The following is a 17,193-nucleotide window of genomic DNA, read 5'->3' as shown; positions in this document are numbered from 1 at the left end:
GCCGCGGGGGGGCGCGGGTCGAGTGGGGGTGTGAGGGCGACCCCCCCCGCCCCGGCGGCCGACCGCCTCGGAGCACACATCTGGCCGGATTCGTACGTGTGGGCCGCCGAACGGCCCGCATCGGTGAAGACGGTCCGTTCCCCATGATTGACACAGCGTCATATGACTGGTCAATTGCGAGTGTTGTGATGCGCGAACTTCCTTGTGCGACCCCAGCGGCCCATGGAGGAAAAGTGACGCTTCGCCCGACCCGTCTCGCCGTGCTCGCCGCGGCCCTCACCCTCTTGCTGACGCCGACCGTCGCCCTTGCGGCCGACGAGCCCAAGGCGGCCGGCGCCGAAGCCCCGGCCATCACCCCGACCCCGCAGTCGGTCCGATCCCTCGACGACCGGGTGACCATCACCTCGACCGTCACACTGATCCCCGGAGAGAGCGCCGACACCCAGGCCGTCCGGGTCACCGAGCAGGCGCTCCGCGACGCGGGCGCCCAGCGGATCGTGCACGGCGACCGGGCCGTGCGCGACCGGCTCACCGTCCACGTCGGCTCCGCGGCGGCGCTCGGCGCGCTGACCCTCGAGGGGCCGGCCGGGCTGCCCGCCGACGGCTATGTGCTGGGTATCGGCGAGGAACGCGTCGTCCTGGCCGGAAAGGACGCCACCGGCACCTACTACGCCGCCCAGACGCTGCGGCAGATCCTCCCGCGCCGCGACCGGCCCGGCGCGAAGGTCGGCGGCCTGGCTGTCCGCGACTGGCCGGCCACCGGACTGCGCGGTGTCATCGAGGGCTTCTACGGCACGCCGTGGTCCCACGATGCACGCCTCGACCAGCTCGACTTCTACGGCGAGCACAAGATGAACATCTACGTCTACTCGCCCAAGGACGACCCGTATCTGCGGGACAAGTGGCGCGAGCCCCACCCGGCGCGGGAACTGGCACAGATCAAGGAGCTGGTCGACCGGGCCGGCGAGCGCCATGTCGACTTCACGTACGCCCTGTCGCCGGGCCTGTCCATCTGCTACAGCTCCGACGCGGACACCGCGGCGCTCATCGACAAGTTCCGGTCGATCTGGGAGATCGGCGTCCGTACCTTCGCCGTGCCGCTCGACGACATCAGCTACACCTCGTGGAACTGTCCGGACGACCAGGCCAAGTGGGGCACGGGCGGTGCCGCGGCGGGTGCCGCGCAGGCCCACCTCCTGAACCGGGTGAACAGGGAGTTCATCGCCGAACACCCCGGTGCGCAGCCGCTGCAGATGGTCCCGACGGAGTACTACAACGTCACCGGCACCCCGTACAAGAAGGCGCTGGCCGAGCAACTCGACCCGGACGTGCTCGTGGAGTGGACCGGCATCGGGGTCATCGCACCGACGATGACCGTCGCCCAGGCCAAGGCCGCCCGCGCCGTGTTCAACCACCCGATCCTGACCTGGGACAACTACCCGGTCAACGACTACGTCACCAACCGGCTGCTCCTCGGACCGTTCAACGGCCGGGAGAAGGGCCTGCCCGCCGAGCTCGCGGGTATCACCGCCAACCCCATGATCCAGCCCCACGCCTCCAAGATCGCCCTGTTCACCGTCGCCGACTACGCCTGGAACGACGCCGCCTACGATCCGAGAACGTCCTGGGAAGCCGCGGTGCGCTGGTACGCGGGCGACGACACTCGGGTGCAACGTGCCCTGCGGACCTTTTCCGACGTCAACTACAGCTCCCGGCTGAATCTCCAGCAGGCTCCCGAACTGGCGGCCGCGTTCGAGCGGTTCTGGCGTGACGGCGACGAGCGCCGGCTCGAGCGGGTGCTCGATGATCTGCGCGCCGCGCCGTCGGTGCTCCGCGACCGTCTGCCCGAGCAGGGGTTCATCGACGACGCCGGTCCCTGGCTCGACGCGACCGAGGCCTGGGCGTCCGCGGCCCGTACCGCCCTGCGTCTGGTGGGGGAGGCGCGTGACGGCGACGGCCGCGAGGCCTGGGAACTGCGCCAGCGGCTCCCGGGGCTCCTCGCCACGGCCCGTTCGTTCGTCTACGTCGGGCTCGACGGCCGTCCGGTGCCCGTGACCGTCGGTGAGGGGGTGCTCGACGTCTTCGTCGACGACGCGATGGCGGAGCACGACCGCATCCTGGGGGTGCCGGGCGCCGTCAGGGCGGCGAGCAGCATCGGTGTGTACCGCGACAACGTCGTCCCGCGGATGATCGACGGTGACGACGCCACGTTCTACTGGAGCAGCCGCGCGCCCGCCGTGGGCGACACCGTCGGCGTCGACCTGCGCCAGGAACGGGAGTTGCGCTCCGTCAAGCTCGCCATGGGCAAGTCCACGAGTCCGGGCGACTATCTGCGCCAGGGGGTGCTCGAATACTCCTCGGACGGTGCGAGCTGGCAGCAGCTCACCGCCTTCAGCGGGCAGCCCGACGTCACGGCCACCGCTCCGCCGGGCACCACGGCACGTTTCGTGCGGGCACGGGCGACAGCCAAGCAGACCAATTGGCTGGTCGTCAGGGAGTTCGGCGTCGTGACGGACAGTGCGTCCGTCATCGGCGACCCGCCGGCAGCGGCCGGTTCCTCGCTGGGCGCGGCCGCCGACGGTGACCTCGGCACGGTCTACCGCGCGGCGCGGACGCCGCGGGAGGGCGAGGCCCTGACGGTCGAGCTGGGCAAGCAGCGAACCGCACGATCGGTGACGGTTCTGCAGCCGTCGGACACCGCCGTGCGCGCCACGGTGGAGCTGCGGGGGCCCGACGGCACCTGGCACAGGGCGGGTGAGGTCCGCGGACCGTACACGCGGCTCCGGTTCGGGCCGCGCGAGGTGGACGCGGCGCGCCTGGTGTGGCGCGGTGGAGTGCCGCGGATCGCGGAGGTGATTGTCCGCTAGCACCGCATCAGGCCGCGTGGGCCCTGTCGACCCGTCAGGTAGCCGTTCGGCGGCAGCACGCTCGCCAGATGACGTAGCGGCGGATCGTGCTGCCGCCCCGGCGCCGTCCCCGGTTGCGCCAACCAGGCGGTTTCGGTCGGATCACCCTTCAGCCGCCGCCCTGGGGCCTACAGGGTCACGAGGATCTTGCCGGTGTGCGTGTTGGACTCCATCAGCCGGTGCGCGTCGGCGACGCGATCCAGGCCGTCGAACGTTTCGGCGATCACGGGCGCCAGCGTGCCGTCGGCCAGTCCGGAGCCGATGTACGCGGCGGCGCGCCGTCGGAGGTCGGGACGCTCCACGAGAGTGCCGTTGTTGTACATGTGAACCGTCTGGGGCCAGTTGAGGCCCAACTGGGCCGGACGCGGGTCGAGCCAGCCGTACAGCACCGCCGTGCCGCCGGGGGCGAGGGCGTCCCCGAGGGCGGCGAAGCCGGGTCCGCCGATCGCGTCGAAGACGACCTCGGCGCCCTTGCCCCCGGTGATCCGGTGGACCTCCGCGACCAGCTCCTCGGAGTCCGTCGCGATGACATGGGCCGCGCCGAGTTCCAGGAGCCGCTGCCGCTTCCGCGGGCTGCGCGTGGTGGCGATGGGGATCGCGCCGTGCCGCAAGGCCGTCTGGATCGCGGCCGTGCCGACTCCGCTCGACGCGCCCGTGATCACTACGTGGTCGCCGGGGGTCATCCCGGCGGTCTCCACCAGCCCGCCGTATGCGGTGGTGTAGGTCAGCCACGCCGCTGCCGAGGTCACGGCGTCGGTGCCGGCGGGACGGTGCACCACCGACTCCTGCGGCAGCACGACCCGCTCGGCGTGCACGCCGTGAACCCCGAAGTCGAAGTTGGCCGCGGCCATCACCGGATCGCCGGGCGCGAAGCCGCTCACGCCCTCGCCGACCGACTCGACGACCCCGGCGGCCTCGTAGCCGAGCCGCGAACCGGGCAGCGTGGGCGGGTAGTAGTAGGTGCCCGCACGGAAGAGGGCGTCGGCGCGGTTGAGTCCGATGGCGTCCACCCGGAAGAGCACCTCGCCGGGGCGGGGCTGGCCGAGCGGCACGTCCTCGACGCGGAGCACCTCGGGGCCGCCGAGTTCGTGGAAGAGAACTGCCCTGGTGTGTAAGGAAGTCGTCATGGAGACGACGCTATGCACGAACCGCGAGACGAGCCATGTCGCAAACTCTTCCCTTACTGTCCGATCGTCTCGTGAAGTGCGGGATGCCGTACGTTCGGGGCATGGATGTCCTCAGCGACGCGGTCGCCACCATGCGTACGGGACGGCCGCACTCCTCCCGTACGGCGCAGAACCCTCCGTGGGGTGTGCGGTTCCCCGCATCGGACGGCGCCGGATTCCACGTCGTACTCCAGGGCGCGGCCTGGCTCCTGCGCCCCGGGGAAGCGGCTCCGGTGCCTCTCGGCCCCGGCGACGTGGTGTTCCTGGCGCACGGCTACGGGCACGCTCTGGCCGACCATCCCGACACTCCCCTGGAGGACTTCGCGCTGGAGCCGGACGGGTCCTGGCCGGTGCTGCCGGACCCCGGTCCGGGTCCGGACACACAAACACTGCTGCTGTGCGGTGCCTACCAGTTGAACCGGTCGCGGGCGCACCCACTGCTCTCGGAGCTGCCTCCAGTGGTCCACATCCGGGCCGGGGTCGGGACGCACCACGGCCTCCGGTCGGCCCTCGACCTGCTGGGCGCGGAACTGGCGGAGCCGCACCCCGGCTCCGACGCGATCGTCTCCGGCCTCCTGGACACGCTGCTGGTGTATCTGCTGCGCACCTGGTGGCTGCGGAAGTCCGCTGAGAAGCGGGAGATGACGGGCTGGGCGGCGGCCTTGCGGGACCCGGCAGTGAGCGCCGCACTGCAGGCGATGCACTCCGGCCCGGACCGGCCATGGACGGTGGAGCAGCTGGCCTCCCGTGGCGGGGTGTCCAGGGCCGCATTCGCGCGGCGCTTCACCGCCCTGGTGGGCAGATCGCCCCTGGCGTACCTGACCTGGCTGCGCATGACGACAGCGGGCCGACTGCTGCGCTCGGGCGACACGCCCTTGCGCGTCGTGGCGGAACGCGCGGGCTACACCTCGGAGTTCGCCTTCGCCAAGGCGTTCAAGCGCGAGTACGGCGTCCCGCCGGGGCAGTACCGCAGGCGTCCCACGACCGTCGCAGGCAGCTAGGCAGTGACGTTGGTGCCACCGAGGCGCTCCCAGGGCGGCGGCTCTGCTTGTTTGACAAATCTCCTTGCTGTTTCTGCAATAGGGTCCATGGAAGACGACGCACGGCTCGACGCCGTACTGAACGAGGTCGGCCCCCGGCTGCGCAGGATCCGGCGCGAGCGGGGGGCCACCCTCGGTGCCCTGTCCGAGGCGACGGGGATCTCCGTGAGCACCCTGTCCCGGCTCGAGTCCGGGGGGCGCCGGCCCAGCCTCGAGCTGCTGCTGCCCATCGCCCGCGCCCATCAGGTGCCGCTGGACGAGCTGGTCGGCGCACCCCCGGTCGGCGATCCCCGGGTGCGCTCCAAGCCGATCGTCCATGGCGGGCGCACGATGTATCCGCTGACCAGCCGGCCCGGGGGGCTGCAGGCGTACAAGGTGACCCAGAAGCCCTCCGGCGAGCAGCCGGAGCCGCGCACGCACGAGGGGTACGAATGGCTTTACGTCCTGTCCGGGCGGCTGCGTCTGGTGCTCGGTGAGCACGATGTGGTGCTGAGTGCGGGGGAGGCCGCGGAATTCGACACCCGGGTGCCGCACTGGTTCGGCTGCGCCGACGACCGGCCGATGGAGTTCCTGAGCCTCTTCGGCCCCCAGGGTGAGCGCATGCATGTACGGGCCAAGCCGAAAAGCGCCTGATTCGGTCATGCCGTGTCTGCTCTTCCCGCAGGGGCAAGCGACCGCTTAGTATGCGGCGCAGCACAGTACTGCCCTACGTGTGGGAGGCCCCGAAATGCAGGCATGGCGAGTGCACCGCAACGGCGAGCCGAGCGAGGTGATGCGGCTCGAAGAGGCGGACCGGCCCACGCCCGGGGAGGGGCAGGTCCTCCTCAGGGTCCGTGCGGCCAACATCAACTTCCCCGACGCCCTGCTCTGCCGGGGCCAGTACCAGGTACGGCCCCCGCTGCCCTTCACCCCCGGAGTGGAGATCTGCGGCGAAACCGAGGACGGCCGCCGCGTGATCGCCAACCCGGTCCTCCCGGGCGGCGGACTCGCCGAGTACGTGGTCGCCGACGCGGCCGCCCTGCTCCCCGCGCCCGAGGCGCTCGACGACGCGGAGAGCGCCGCGCTGCACATCGGCTATCAGACGGGCTGGTTCGGCCTGCACCGGCGAGCTGCCCTCAGGGAGGGCGAGACCCTGCTCGTGCACGCGGCCGCGGGCGGCGTCGGCAGCGCCGCCGTACAGCTCGGCAAGGCGGCCGGAGCCCGGGTGATCGGCGTCGTCGGCGGCGCGGAGAAGGCGGCCGTCGCCCGGGAGCTCGGCTGCGATGTCGTCGTCGACCGGCATGCGGACGACATCGTCGCCGCCGTGAAGGAGGCGACCGGCGGACGCGGCGCGGATGTGATTTACGACCCGGTCGGCGGTGACGCGTACGCCAAGTCCGCCAAGTGCGTGGCCTTCGAGGGCCGGATCGTCGTCGTCGGCTTCGCCAGCGGCGACATCCCCGCCCCCGCTCTCAACCACGCGCTGGTCAAGAACTACTCGATCATGGGCCTGCACTGGGGCCTGTACGCCACCAAGGACCCGCGCTCCATCGGCCGCTGCCACGAAACGCTCACCGAGTACGCGGCCAAGGGCCTCATCAAGCCGCTGATCAGCGAGCGCGTCGCCTTCAAGGACGCCGCGGACGCGGTGCAACGCGTCGCCGACGGCACCACCACGGGTCGCCTGGTCGTCATCCCGGACGGAGCAGGCCGATGACACAAGCAGCGGAAATCACCGCACTCACCAGGGAGTTGCTCGCGGCCCATCCGCCGGCCGAGACCGACCGCACCGACTTCCTCAAGGCGCGCTTCGACGCCGGACTCGCCTGGGTCCACTTCCCGAAAGGCCTCGGCGGACTGGCTGCCCCCCGCGCCCTCCAGGCCGTCGTCGACGCCGAGCTCGCCGCCGCCGGGGCTCCCGACAACGATCCCCGGCGCATCGGCATCGGCCTCGGCATGGCCGCGCCGACGATCCTCAAGTACGGCTCGCAGGAGGTCAAGGAGCGCTTCCTGCGGCCGTTGTGGATCGGCGAGGAAGTCTGGTGCCAGCTCTTCAGTGAGCCGGGCGCCGGCTCCGACCTCGCGGCACTCGGCACCCGCGCTGTGCGGGACGGCGACGACTGGATCGTCACCGGCCAGAAGGTGTGGACCTCCAGTGCGCACGTCGCCCGGTGGGCGATCCTCATCGCCCGTACCGATCCGGACCTTCCCAAGCACCGGGGCATCACCTACTTCATCTGCGACATGACCGACCCCGGGGTCGAGGTGCGGCCTCTGCGCCAGATCACCGGCGAGGCGGAGTTCAACGAGGTCTTCCTCACCGGGGTGCGCATCCCCGACGCGCACCGGCTCGGCGAGGTCGGCGAGGGCTGGAAGGTCGCGCAGACCACTCTGATGAACGAGCGCGTCTCCATCGGTGGCATGCGCCTGCCGCGCGAGGGCGGCATGATCGGCCCTGTGGCGCGGACCTGGCGGGAGCGGCCCGAGCTGCGCACCCACGACCTGCACCAGCGGCTGCTGACCCTGTGGGTCGAGGCGGAGGTGTCCAGGCTCGCCGGAGAGAGGCTGCGCCAGCAGCTCGTCGCGGGCCAGCCCGGCCCCGAGGGCAGCGGCATGAAGCTCGCCTTCGCCCGCCTCAACCAGGAGATCAGCGGTCTCGAGGTCGAACTGCGCGGTGAGGAAGGGCTGTTGTACGACGACTGGACCATGCGCCGGCCCGAGCTCGTCGACTTCACGGGACGCGACGCCGGCTACCGCTATCTGCGTTCCAAGGGCAACTCGATCGAGGGCGGCACCAGCGAGGTGCTGCTGAACATCGTCGCGGAACGCGTTCTCGGGCTGCCCTCCGAGCCGCGCAACGACAAGGACATCGCCTGGAAGGACCTCGCGCGATGACGGACCTGCTGTATTCAGAGACCGAGGACGACCTGCGCGCCGCGGTACGGTCGCTCGTCGCCGCCCGCGGCGACACCACCGCACTCGCCGCCCGCGCCGAAGCCGGCTCGCCCGGGGACCCGCAGCTGTGGACGTCCCTCGCCGCCGAGATGGGCGCCGCCGGGCTCCTCGTACCGGAGAAGCTCGGCGGCCAGGGTGCCGGCCACCGGGAGGCTGCGGTCGTACTGGAGGAGCTGGGGCGCGGCATCGTCGCCGCGCCGTATCTCACCAGCTCCGTCGCCGCCACCCAGACGCTGCTGGCACTGGGCGCCGGGAGCGAGCCGGTCACCGCTCTGCTCGCCGCGCTGGCGGAAGGGCGGCGCACCGCCGTGCTCGCCGTGCCGCTGTCCACGGCGCCGGACGGCCCGCTGCCCGACGGCCGGACGCGCGTCACCGGCGTCGCGGACGCCGTGACGGCCGATGTGCTGCTCGTGCTAAGGGCCGACGGTCTGTACGCGGTGGAAGCGGCGCAGGCCGTCGTCGAGCCGCTGACCCCGCTCGACCTCACCCGCCCGCTCGCGGCTGTCACCGCCTCGGACGGGGGGACGCGGCTCGCGGACGCGGCGGGCGGCGAGGCCGCTGTGCGCCGAGGACTGCTTGCGGGCGCGGGTCTGCTCGCCTCCGAGCAGCTCGGCCTCGCCGAGTGGTGCCTGGAGGAGACGGTCCGGCACACCGCGGAACGGCACCAGTTCAACCGGCCCGTCGGTTCCTTCCAGGCGCTCAAGCACCGCATGGCCCAGCTGTGGCTGGAGGTCGTCTCGGCGCGGGCCGCCGCTCGCGCCGCCGCCGACGCGCTGGCAACGGACAGCCCGGACACCGCGGTGTCGGTGGCCGTCGCCCAGGCGTACTGCTCGCGGGTCGCGGTCCACGCGGCGGAGGAGTGCGTGCAGTTGCACGGCGGCATCGGTATGACGTGGGAGCACCCGGCCCATCTGTACCTCAAGCGCGCCAAGGCCGACGAGATCGCCTTCGGCACACCGGGACGGCACAAGGAGGCGCTGGCCGCGCTGGTCGACCTCCAGGCCCCGTAACACCGCCCCGTAACACCCCCTATTACGCCACGCCCTTTACATGCTGTTTAATTGCGAGAGCTTTGCAATAACGGCAGATCTTCAACAGGGGTGTACGCGCATGACGGGCCGATCAATACGGGCTGCGGCCGCCACGGCCATGGCCGCCGCGCTGACCTTCGGCGCGGCGGCCTGCTCCAACCCGGGCGGCGGGGGAGCGGGCTCCACGGCGAAGGACGCGGCGGTCGTCGGCATCGCCTACGAGCCCGACAGCCTCAGCCCGCTCCTCGGCTACGGCAAGGACGGCAACTCCAAGATCTTCGACGGACTGCTCGCCTTCGACGGGGACATGAAGCTGCGGCCCGCACTCGCCGCGAAGCTGCCCGAGGTCAGTGCCGACGGCCTCACCTACACCTACGAGCTTCGCCGAGGCGTGAAATTCAGCGACGGCAAGCCGTTCGGCGCCAAGGACGTCGTCTTCACGTACCGGACCATCCTCGACGAGAAGACGAACAACGCGTCCAGGACCGAGCTGGACGCCGTCAAGGACGTCAAGGCCGTCGGAGACGACACCGTCGTCTTCACCCTGAAGTACCCCTACGCGCCCTTCGCCCAGCGCACCGTCCTGCCCATCGCCCCCGAGCACGTCGCGGGCAAGCAGGACGTCAACACCGGTCCGTTCACCACGAAGCCGATCGGTACCGGCCCCTACATCCTCACCGGCTGGTCCAAGGGCGAAAAGCTCAGCTTCAAGGCGAACCCCGACTACTGGGGCGGCGCACCCGCGGTGAAGAAGTTCACCATGGCGATCATCAAGGACGACGACGTCCGCGCCACCCGGCTGCGCGCCGGCGACCTCGACGGCGCGATCCTGCCGCCCAACCTCGCCAAGGGCTTCAAGACCGAACCGGGCAAGAAGACGTACGAGGCCACCACGTACGACTACCGCACCGTCACCCTGCCCACCCACAACAAGGTCGCGGGCGACACCGCCGTCCGCCGGGCGCTCGACACCGCCGTAGACCGGCAGGCCATGGTGGACAGCATCCTCGAGGGCGCGGGAACGCCCGCCCACGGGCCCGTCCCCACCGGCAGCCCCTGGTTCACCAAGGGCACGGAGCGCCGGCACGACCTCGCCGGGGCGAAGAAGATCCTCGACGAGGCGGGCTGGAAGCCCGGCAAGGACGGCATCCGCGTCAAGAACGGTGTCCGCGCCGCGTTCCCTCTCTGGTACCTCACCGGCGACAAGCTCCGGCAGGACCACGCCCTCGCCTACGCCTCCGACGCCAAGAAGGCCGGCATCGACATCACCACCAAGGCAGGCACCTGGGAGGTCATCGAGCCGAGGATGGAGCACGACGCGGTCCTCGCCGGCGGCGGCGCGCCCGGCGACCCGGACTTCGACCAGTACCTGCTGCTCAAGTCGTCCCTCGCCGGCGACGGCTTCAACAACATGGCCTGGTACGACAATCCGGCCGTCGACAAGGCCCTCGAAGCAGGCCGCCGCAGCGGCAGGACGGCCGAACGCAAGGCCGCCTACGACACTGTCCAGCGTGAACTGGCCAAGAACCCCGGCTACACCTTCCTGACCCACATCGACCACGTCTACGTCGTGAACGACAAGTGGGACGGCCTCACCACCCAGACCGAGCCCCACGACCACGGCCTGGCCTCCGGCCCCTGGTGGAACGTCGAGGACTGGACGCCGAAGAAGTGAAACGCGCCTTCCCCGTCGGGGCGATGGCGCGCATGGCGGGGCGGCGGGCGCTGTTCGCCGTCCCCGTCCTCCTCACGGTGACCTTCGGGGTCTTCGCCGTTGCCGCAGCCTCGCCCTTCGACCCCGTGAAGGCATACACCGGCACCGCCGGGCTCACCGCCTCACAGGAGAACCTCGACCAGATACGCGCCAACCTGGGCGTCGACGAGCCCCTCGTCACCCGGTGGTGGAACTGGCTGATCTCGGCCCTTCAGGGCGACCTCGGCGACTCCGGCGTGATGCGCCAGCCGGTCGCCGACGTCGTCGCCGAGCGGATCGGCTGGTCGCTGCTGCTCGCCGCTGCCGCGTTCGCCCTCGCCATCGTGCTCGGCACCGCCCTCGGCGTCCTCGCCGCCCGCCGCCGCGGCGGACTCCTCGACCGGTCCGTCAGCTCCCTCGCCTACACCCTGGAAGCCGCACCCGCCTTCTGGCTGGGGCTGCTCGCCATCTGGTTCTTCGCGCTCGAACTCGGCGTGCTGCCGGCCGGCGGCCTCACCGACACCGCCAGCGACACCGTGACCTTCGGCCAGGTCTCCACCCATCTGGTGCTGCCCGCCGCGGTCCTCGGCATCAGCCAACTGCCGTGGTTCTTCCTGTACGTGCGTCAGGGCGTCGGCGACGCCCTGGACGAGGACCCGGTGCGCGGCGCCCGCGCGCGGGGGCTGAGCGACGGCACCGTGCTCGTCGGCCACGCCCTGCGCTCGGGGATGCTGCCCATGCTCACCCTGATCGGCTCCCGCGTCCCCGAACTCATCACCGGAGCGCTGCTCGTGGAGACCGTCTTCAGCTGGCCCGGCATAGCCGCCGCCACCGTCCAGGCCGCGACCTCGGTCGACTTCCCGCTGCTCGCCGCGCTCACCGTGCTCGCGACGGCGGCCGTCCTCCTCGGCAACCTCCTGTCGGACCTGCTGTACGGGCTGGCCGACCCGAGGGTGGGTTTCGATGGCTGACCTCGTATGGAAGTCCCACGGCCGCACACGCCGCTCCACCCGCACGGTGCGCGTCACGGTGTCCGCCGTGATCGTCGCGGCCGTCACGGTCGCCGTGCTGCTCGTACCGCCGCTCGCGCAGCTCGACCAGCAGGCCGTCGACTTGTCGATGAAGCTGCAACCGCCCTCACCGGCGCACCCCTTCGGCACCGACGACGTGGGCCGTGACCTCCTGCTGCGCTGCGTCTACGGGCTGCGCGTCTCGCTGCTCGTCGGGCTGGTCGCGGCGTTCGTCGCCACCGTCATCGGCACCGTGGTGGGCGCCGCGGCTGCGGTGGGAGGCGGCTGGGTCGACCGGGTGCTGATGCGGCTGGTCGACACTTTCTCCTCCGTGCCGCATCTGCTGCTCGGCATCTTCGTCGTCGCCATGTTCCGCCCCGGAGTATGGCCGGTGATCGTGTCCGTCGCGCTGACGCACTGGCTGTCCACCGCCCGCATCGTCCGCTCCGAGGTCCTGTCGCTGCGCTCCCGCCCGTACATCGACGCCGCGATCAGTGGCGGCGCGTCGCGGTGGCGGGTGACCGCGCGGCACCTGCTGCCCGGCGTGCTGCCGCAGGCGGGGCTCGCGGCCGTGCTGATGGTGCCGCACGCGATGTGGCACGAATCGGCCCTGTCGTTCCTGGGCCTCGGGCTGCCCACCCACCAGGCGAGCCTGGGCAACCTGGTGCAGACCGCACGCGGTTCGCTGCTCGCCGGCGACTGGTGGCCGACGCTGTTCCCCGGCCTGTTCCTGATCATCCCGACGCTCGCCGTCGCGGGCCTCGCCGGCGCCTGGCGCGAACGGATCAACCCCCGCCGCCGATCGGAGCTGATGCTGTGAACGCGCGCCCCTTCGACCCCTCACCCGCAGACGGCGCCGCCGGGCCGTCGGAGCAGGCGCCGCACGCCGCGTCCGCCCCCGCGCCGCGGGCGGCACCCGTGCTGGCTGTCCGCGGCCTTTCCGTACGCTTCCGCATGCGCGGCGGACGGCATGTGGCAGCCGTCAGCGACGTTTCGTTCGACCTCGCCGCGGGGGAGTGCCTCGCCCTCATCGGCGAGAGCGGCTGCGGCAAGTCCGTACTCGCCTCCGCCCTCCTCGGGCTGCTCCCGGCCAACGCACAGGCCGCCGGGTCGGCCGTCGTCGACGGCATCGAACTGCTCGGCGCCGACGAACGGACACTCGCCCGCACCGTACGGGGTCGCCGCATCGGGCTGGTGCCTCAGAGCCCGGCTGCCCACCTCACCCCGGTACGGACCGTGGGCTCACAACTCACCGAGACCGTGCGGCAGCTGACCGGCGTCCGTGGCCGCGACGCGCGCGACGCGGCAGTGGCGGCGGCCCGACGTGCGGCGTTCCCCACCGACCACCTCGACCGCCACCCGCACGAGCTCTCCGGAGGGCTCGCGCAGCGCGCCGCCACGGCGCTCGCCCTCATCGGCGACGCGCCGCTGCTGCTCGCCGACGAACCGACCACGGGCCTGGACCGGGAACTCGTCGACCGCACAGCAGACGAACTGCGCCGCCACGCGGACGAGGGACGCGCACTCCTGCTGATCACGCACGACCTCGCCGCGGCCGAGCGCACCGCCGACCGGGTCGCCGTGATGTACGCGGGACGCATCGTCGAACTCGCCGACGCGGGCGTCTTCTTCGGCGGCCCCGGACCGCGGCACCCCTACGCCCGTGGCCTGCTGAACGCACTCCCGGAAAGGGAGTTCACACCCATCCCCGGCCTGCCGCCCGAACTCGGCGATCTCCCCGAAGGCTGCGCCTTCGCCCCGCGCTGCGACCGCGCGGACGACGCCTGCGCCACTCTCCCGCACCTCGCCGACAGCGTCGCCTGCCACCATGCACAGGAGGCGCAGCGTGTTCGAACTGCGTGACATCACCGCGGGCTACGACCACCGCAGGCCGGTCGTACGTGGGGCCACGCTCGCCATCGCCCCCGGCGAGTCCGTCGGCCTGCTCGGCCCCAGCGGCTGTGGCAAGTCCACGCTCGCCAAGGTCGCCGCACTGCTCCACCGCCCGGACGCCGGCCGCGTCGTCCTGGACGGTGAACCGGTCGACGGCTGGCGCCACGCCGCGCCCCAGGCGCAGCGCACCGCCGTCGGTGTCGTCTTCCAGCAGCCCCGGCTGTCCGCCGACCCGCGGCTCAGTCTGCGGGACCTGATCGCGGAGCCTTGCAGGGCCACCGGCCACAAGCGAGCCGAGGCCTCGGCCCGAGCGGACGAACTGGCGCTGTCCGTGGGCCTCACCGCCGAACTGCTCGGCCGCCGGCCCCACGAGGTCAGCGACGGCCAGCTGCAACGCGCCTGTCTGGCCAGAGCGCTGGTGCTTCGCCCACGCTGGCTGGTCTGCGACGAAATGACGGCCATGCTCGACGCGTCGACGACCGCGGCGCTGGTGGCCGTGGTCGAAACCTACCGCCGCACACACGGCGCGGGCCTGCTCGCGGTGGGCCACGACCACGTTCTGCTGAACCGCTGGTGCGACCGGACCGTGAACTGGTCCGAGATCACGCAGGCGTGAGGCGGTTCGCTGCGGCGGCGAGCAGCCGTCACCGCGTGCGCAGGGCGGTGACGGCGAAGCGCTCGACCGTCACCGCGTGCGCAGGGCCGTGACGGCGAAGCGCTCGACCTCGGCGACGTGGCCGCCCGTGCTCGCGACAAGGGTCAGAACCGGGTCGCGGGCGCCGGTGAAGGAGACGGACGCCGACCAGGGGCTGTCCTTGCCGCCCGCAGAGACGCAGCACGAGCTGCCCAGCGGCGACGTGGACGAGGGCTGGTGCACCTGGACGTGGATGGTTTCGTCCACGCCGGTGATCCGGCCGCCGGCACGCACCGGGGAGCGCGCGACCGACCCGTAGGCGGGCGTGGTCAAGGAGAACGTCGTGTCGTCGGTGCCCACCACTTCCCACGGGGCGTTCGGTCCGGAGCCGTAGCGCACCAGGTGGATCACGGCCGCCGTGGCTCCGGCCTCCGGGCCGCTGCCGCCGACGCCGATCCGTGCCTCGGACGTGCCGACGGAACGCGTGGTGACCCGGTCGATGTCCTTGAACCCGAGGAAGCCCTGGGTGAAGGAGAGAGCGGTCTGCGCCGGGTCGAGATGCCACGGCTGGTGGCCTCCGGAGCGGTATTCGCGTTCCCATGCCCGGGCCTGGTCGAGCGTGGCGAACGGCCACAGCGGCTGCAGGCCCTCGGAGCCGCCCAGCCGTCCGTCACCGCTGGGCGCAGGTGTGGAGGGCGGTCGCGTGCCCGGAGGTGTGGGAGTGGCCGTGGCGGGCGGGGCGGGAGCACTGGCCGACGCCGAGGGCCCGGGCGTCGTCCCCGACGCGGCGGACGGCGATCTCGTCGCCTGCGACGCGCCGCCGGATCCACCGCACGCGGCGAGCATCAGGCCGGTCGCGGCGGTCACGGCCACGAGGCGGAAGGGGAGCCGGATGTTCATTGATGCCCCCAGGCACGAGTACCGACTCTCGGTACTCTTCGTACCAGCCATCGTGCCACCAGCAGGATCGCCGCTCCAGTTCCTCATCGGTCGTTTCGGCGGCGGTCGCGGAGCCGGCCGAAGGGGTGGCGTACGCCCGCGCGCTCATCCCTCAACCACCCACCCTCTGCGCCCCCTTGGCAGCGGACATGACGAATGGCCGAACTCTTGGTGGCCCCCTGCCCATGGGCTCGCGCCCGGCGGATACTCACCGATGTCCCTCCCGACCCGCCGAGCCCGGAGGTCCTCGTGCCCATCACCCGCCGCAGAGCCGTCACCACCCTCGCCGCAGCACTCGCCGGAGCCGTGGCGGTGCCCGCCCACGCCCGGGCAGCCACGAAGGGCGGCGCGACCGACCAGCCGCTGCGCCGGGCCCATGCGCACAACGACTATCTGCACGAGCGGCCACTGCTCGACGCGCTGTCGCACGGCTTCACCAGCGTCGAGGCCGACATCTTCCTCGTCGACGGTGAGCTGCTCGTCGCCCATGAACCCGCTGAACTCGATCCCGCCCGCACCCTGCGTGCCCTCTACCTCGACCCGCTGCTCGCGCGAGTACGCGCCAACCACGGCAGCGTCTACCGCGGTTACCGCCGGCCAGTGCAGCTGCTGATCGACATCAAGGCGGACGGTGCCGCCGCCTATCTCGAACTCGACCGCCAACTGAAGCGCTACCGGCACATGCTGAGCAGCAGCGTCCATGGAAAGGTCCGCCTCGATGCCGTCACCCCGGTCATATCCGGCGACCGCGCGGCCCGCGTCCCGATGGAGGCACAGCGGGTGCGGTACGCCTTCTACGACGGCCGCCTCGAGGACCTCGCCGCCCCTGCCCCGGCTCCCGCGTCGTTCATCCCGCTGATCTCCAGCAACTGGACCCACAGCTTCAGCTGGCGCGGCGCCGGTGAATTCCCGGCCGCGGAGCGGGAGAAGCTGCGCACCCTCGTCGCCACGGCCCACGGCCGCTCCCAACGGGTCCGCTTCTGGGCGACACCCGACGTGGCAGGCCCGGAACGGGACGCCGTCTGGCGGGAGCTGCTGGCCGCAGGCGTGGACCACATCAACACCGATGACCTGGCGGGCCTCGAACGCTTTCTGCGCCACAACGGCCGCTGAATCGCTGCGTCGAGAGGCCCTGGTATCCCGCCTGAGCCCAGATGCACCCGTACGGCGGCCATGCCAGTCGGCCGTACGGGGCCCCGGCTACGCCAGACTGGCCGCCGAATGCCGCAATTCCGGCGCGGCGGAGGAGGTTGGCGATGGCCATTTCGATCTCGGTGGTGCTGCTCCTGCTGGTGCTCGCAGTGATCTTCCTGCGCAGCGGAGGGCTGAAGATGTCCCACGCGCTGGTCTGCGCGTTGCTCGGATTCTTCCTGGCCGGCACCAGCATGGCGCCGAGCATCCAGGAAGGCATCGCCGCCACCGCAAACGTCGTCGGCAGCCTCAGGCCCTGATGACGACAGCCGGGAAGCCGTGCCGCGGCAACGGTGTTGAACGTATGGCAGTGCCATCGACGACGGGACGAGAACAATGCCTCTTGAGGGTGAGTACGAGCCCAGCCCCGAAACCTGGGTGCGTGAGCAGGTCGAGGAGTACGAGAGCTCCGGCGGTACGAGGGGGACGACGATGCGGGGCATGCCCGTCATCCTCCTCACCACCCGCGGTGCGAGGAGCGGCAAGATCCGCAAGACACCGCTGATGCGCGTCGAGCACGCCGGAGCATATGCGCTCGTCGCCTCGCTGGGCGGCGCGCCCAAACACCCGGTCTGGTACCACAACGTCAAGGCCGACCCCCACGTGGAGCTCCAGGACGGGCCGGTCCGCAGGGACATGATCGCGCGTGAGGTGACCGGCGAGGAGAAGGCCGTGTGGTGGGGGCAGCTCGGCCCGCATCCGGGCGAACCAGTCCTCCACGGCCGCGCCGACCCTGCTCTCCAGGCCCGGCCTGCC

Annotated in this window: 16 protein-coding genes; 14 read left to right on the top strand and 2 right to left on the bottom strand. The window is 71.7% G+C overall.

The window, feature by feature from the left end; all coding sequences use genetic code 11:
* Positions 1-233: 233 nt before the first annotated feature.
* Positions 234-2,867: a beta-N-acetylglucosaminidase domain-containing protein gene (locus ABZ070_RS25730; protein WP_356637696.1), complete on the top strand. Its 2,634-nt coding sequence runs from the start codon at positions 234-236 to the stop codon at positions 2,865-2,867.
* Between the two features lie 167 nt (positions 2,868-3,034).
* Here ABZ070_RS25730 and ABZ070_RS25725 read toward each other — a convergent pair whose 3' ends face one another.
* Positions 3,035-4,033 (bottom strand): zinc-dependent alcohol dehydrogenase family protein, encoded by a 999-nt coding sequence (locus ABZ070_RS25725; RefSeq protein WP_356637695.1) that lies wholly within the window; start codon positions 4,031-4,033, stop codon positions 3,035-3,037.
* A gap of 101 nt (positions 4,034-4,134) precedes the next feature.
* Here ABZ070_RS25725 and ABZ070_RS25720 point away from each other — a divergent pair, with 101 nt between their 5' ends.
* The 10 genes from ABZ070_RS25720 (at position 4,135) to ABZ070_RS25675 (ending at position 14,289) form a co-directional block, all read left to right on the top strand.
* On the top strand, positions 4,135-5,073 hold the full coding sequence (locus tag ABZ070_RS25720; protein WP_356637694.1) for an AraC family transcriptional regulator: 939 nt from the start codon (positions 4,135-4,137) through the stop codon (positions 5,071-5,073).
* 87 nt (positions 5,074-5,160) lie between these two features.
* Positions 5,161-5,745: an XRE family transcriptional regulator gene (locus ABZ070_RS25715; RefSeq protein WP_356637693.1), complete on the top strand. Its 585-nt coding sequence runs from the start codon at positions 5,161-5,163 to the stop codon at positions 5,743-5,745.
* A gap of 94 nt (positions 5,746-5,839) precedes the next feature.
* Positions 5,840-6,808, top strand: coding sequence for an NADPH:quinone oxidoreductase family protein (locus ABZ070_RS25710; RefSeq protein ID WP_356637692.1), 969 nt, complete (start codon positions 5,840-5,842; stop codon positions 6,806-6,808).
* The gene (locus ABZ070_RS25705) at positions 6,805-7,986 is read left to right on the top strand and encodes an acyl-CoA dehydrogenase family protein (protein WP_356637691.1); all 1,182 of its coding nucleotides are present in this window, start codon (positions 6,805-6,807) and stop codon (positions 7,984-7,986) included. The genes ABZ070_RS25710 and ABZ070_RS25705 overlap by 4 nt, the downstream gene beginning before the upstream one ends.
* A complete protein-coding gene (locus ABZ070_RS25700) occupies positions 7,983-9,056 on the top strand; it encodes an acyl-CoA dehydrogenase family protein (RefSeq protein ID WP_356637690.1) in 1,074 nt (357 codons plus the stop codon). Before ABZ070_RS25705 ends, ABZ070_RS25700 begins: the two co-directional genes overlap by 4 nt.
* Before the next feature lie 100 nt (positions 9,057-9,156).
* Positions 9,157-10,752 (top strand): ABC transporter substrate-binding protein, encoded by a 1,596-nt coding sequence (locus ABZ070_RS25695; protein WP_356637689.1) that lies wholly within the window; start codon positions 9,157-9,159, stop codon positions 10,750-10,752.
* 32 nt (positions 10,753-10,784) lie between these two features.
* Entirely contained in the window at positions 10,785-11,741 is a 957-nt protein-coding gene (locus tag ABZ070_RS25690; protein WP_356637698.1) for an ABC transporter permease, read from the top strand.
* Positions 11,734-12,600 (top strand): ABC transporter permease, encoded by an 867-nt coding sequence (locus tag ABZ070_RS25685; protein WP_356637688.1) that lies wholly within the window; start codon positions 11,734-11,736, stop codon positions 12,598-12,600. The genes ABZ070_RS25690 and ABZ070_RS25685 overlap by 8 nt, the downstream gene beginning before the upstream one ends.
* Positions 12,601-12,734: 134 nt before the next feature.
* Positions 12,735-13,643 carry an ABC transporter ATP-binding protein gene (locus ABZ070_RS25680; protein ID WP_356637697.1) on the top strand — a complete coding sequence of 303 codons (909 nt, stop codon included), beginning with the start codon at positions 12,735-12,737 and terminating at the stop codon, positions 13,641-13,643.
* Entirely contained in the window at positions 13,627-14,289 is a 663-nt protein-coding gene (locus tag ABZ070_RS25675) for an ATP-binding cassette domain-containing protein (protein ID WP_356637687.1), read from the top strand. Before ABZ070_RS25680 ends, ABZ070_RS25675 begins: the two co-directional genes overlap by 17 nt.
* Before the next feature lie 69 nt (positions 14,290-14,358).
* Here the strand turns inward: ABZ070_RS25675 and ABZ070_RS25670 are convergent, their stop codons facing one another.
* On the bottom strand, positions 14,359-15,207 hold the full coding sequence (locus tag ABZ070_RS25670; protein WP_356637686.1) for a hypothetical protein: 849 nt from the start codon (positions 15,205-15,207) through the stop codon (positions 14,359-14,361).
* 288 nt (positions 15,208-15,495) lie between these two features.
* Between ABZ070_RS25670 and ABZ070_RS25665 the strand changes: the two genes are divergently transcribed.
* The 3 genes from ABZ070_RS25665 to ABZ070_RS25655 form a co-directional block, all read left to right on the top strand.
* Complete coding sequence (locus ABZ070_RS25665; protein ID WP_356637685.1) at positions 15,496-16,359, top strand: phosphatidylinositol-specific phospholipase C/glycerophosphodiester phosphodiesterase family protein; 864 nt, start codon at positions 15,496-15,498, stop codon at positions 16,357-16,359.
* A 143-nt stretch (positions 16,360-16,502) separates the two neighbouring features.
* Positions 16,503-16,697 carry a hypothetical protein gene (locus ABZ070_RS25660; protein ID WP_356637683.1) on the top strand — a complete coding sequence of 65 codons (195 nt, stop codon included), beginning with the start codon at positions 16,503-16,505 and terminating at the stop codon, positions 16,695-16,697.
* A 76-nt stretch (positions 16,698-16,773) separates the two neighbouring features.
* A partial coding sequence (locus ABZ070_RS25655) for a nitroreductase family deazaflavin-dependent oxidoreductase (protein WP_356637682.1) occupies positions 16,774-17,193 on the top strand: 420 nt, incomplete at its 3' end.

Origin of the sequence: Streptomyces sp. NPDC006283, from assembly GCF_040613325.1 — a bacterium.
In the GTDB taxonomy this organism is placed as follows: Bacteria; Actinomycetota; Actinomycetes; order Streptomycetales; family Streptomycetaceae; genus Streptomyces.
The sequence above is the reverse complement of the archived record's forward strand: the minus strand, read 5'-3'. Positions and strand labels throughout refer to the sequence as shown.

Bases quoted from the DNA above. Each gene is read 5' to 3' on its own strand.
- ABZ070_RS25725 (WP_356637695.1), bottom strand. From the start codon at position 4,033: ATGACGACTTCCTTACACACCAGGGCAGTTCTCTTCCACGAACTCGGC.
- ABZ070_RS25720 (WP_356637694.1), top strand. From the start codon at position 4,135: ATGGATGTCCTCAGCGACGCGGTCGCCACCATGCGTACGGGACGGCCG.
- ABZ070_RS25670 (WP_356637686.1), bottom strand. From the start codon at position 15,207: ATGAACATCCGGCTCCCCTTCCGCCTCGTGGCCGTGACCGCCGCGACC.
- ABZ070_RS25690 (WP_356637698.1), top strand. From the start codon at position 10,785: ATGGCGGGGCGGCGGGCGCTGTTCGCCGTCCCCGTCCTCCTCACGGTG.
- ABZ070_RS25660 (WP_356637683.1), top strand. From the start codon at position 16,503: ATGGCCATTTCGATCTCGGTGGTGCTGCTCCTGCTGGTGCTCGCAGTG.
- ABZ070_RS25685 (WP_356637688.1), top strand. From the start codon at position 11,734: ATGGCTGACCTCGTATGGAAGTCCCACGGCCGCACACGCCGCTCCACC.
- ABZ070_RS25700 (WP_356637690.1), top strand. From the start codon at position 7,983: ATGACGGACCTGCTGTATTCAGAGACCGAGGACGACCTGCGCGCCGCG.
- ABZ070_RS25695 (WP_356637689.1), top strand. From the start codon at position 9,157: ATGACGGGCCGATCAATACGGGCTGCGGCCGCCACGGCCATGGCCGCC.
- ABZ070_RS25705 (WP_356637691.1), top strand. From the start codon at position 6,805: ATGACACAAGCAGCGGAAATCACCGCACTCACCAGGGAGTTGCTCGCG.
- ABZ070_RS25710 (WP_356637692.1), top strand. From the start codon at position 5,840: ATGCAGGCATGGCGAGTGCACCGCAACGGCGAGCCGAGCGAGGTGATG.
- ABZ070_RS25680 (WP_356637697.1), top strand. From the start codon at position 12,735: ATGCGCGGCGGACGGCATGTGGCAGCCGTCAGCGACGTTTCGTTCGAC.
- ABZ070_RS25715 (WP_356637693.1), top strand. From the start codon at position 5,161: ATGGAAGACGACGCACGGCTCGACGCCGTACTGAACGAGGTCGGCCCC.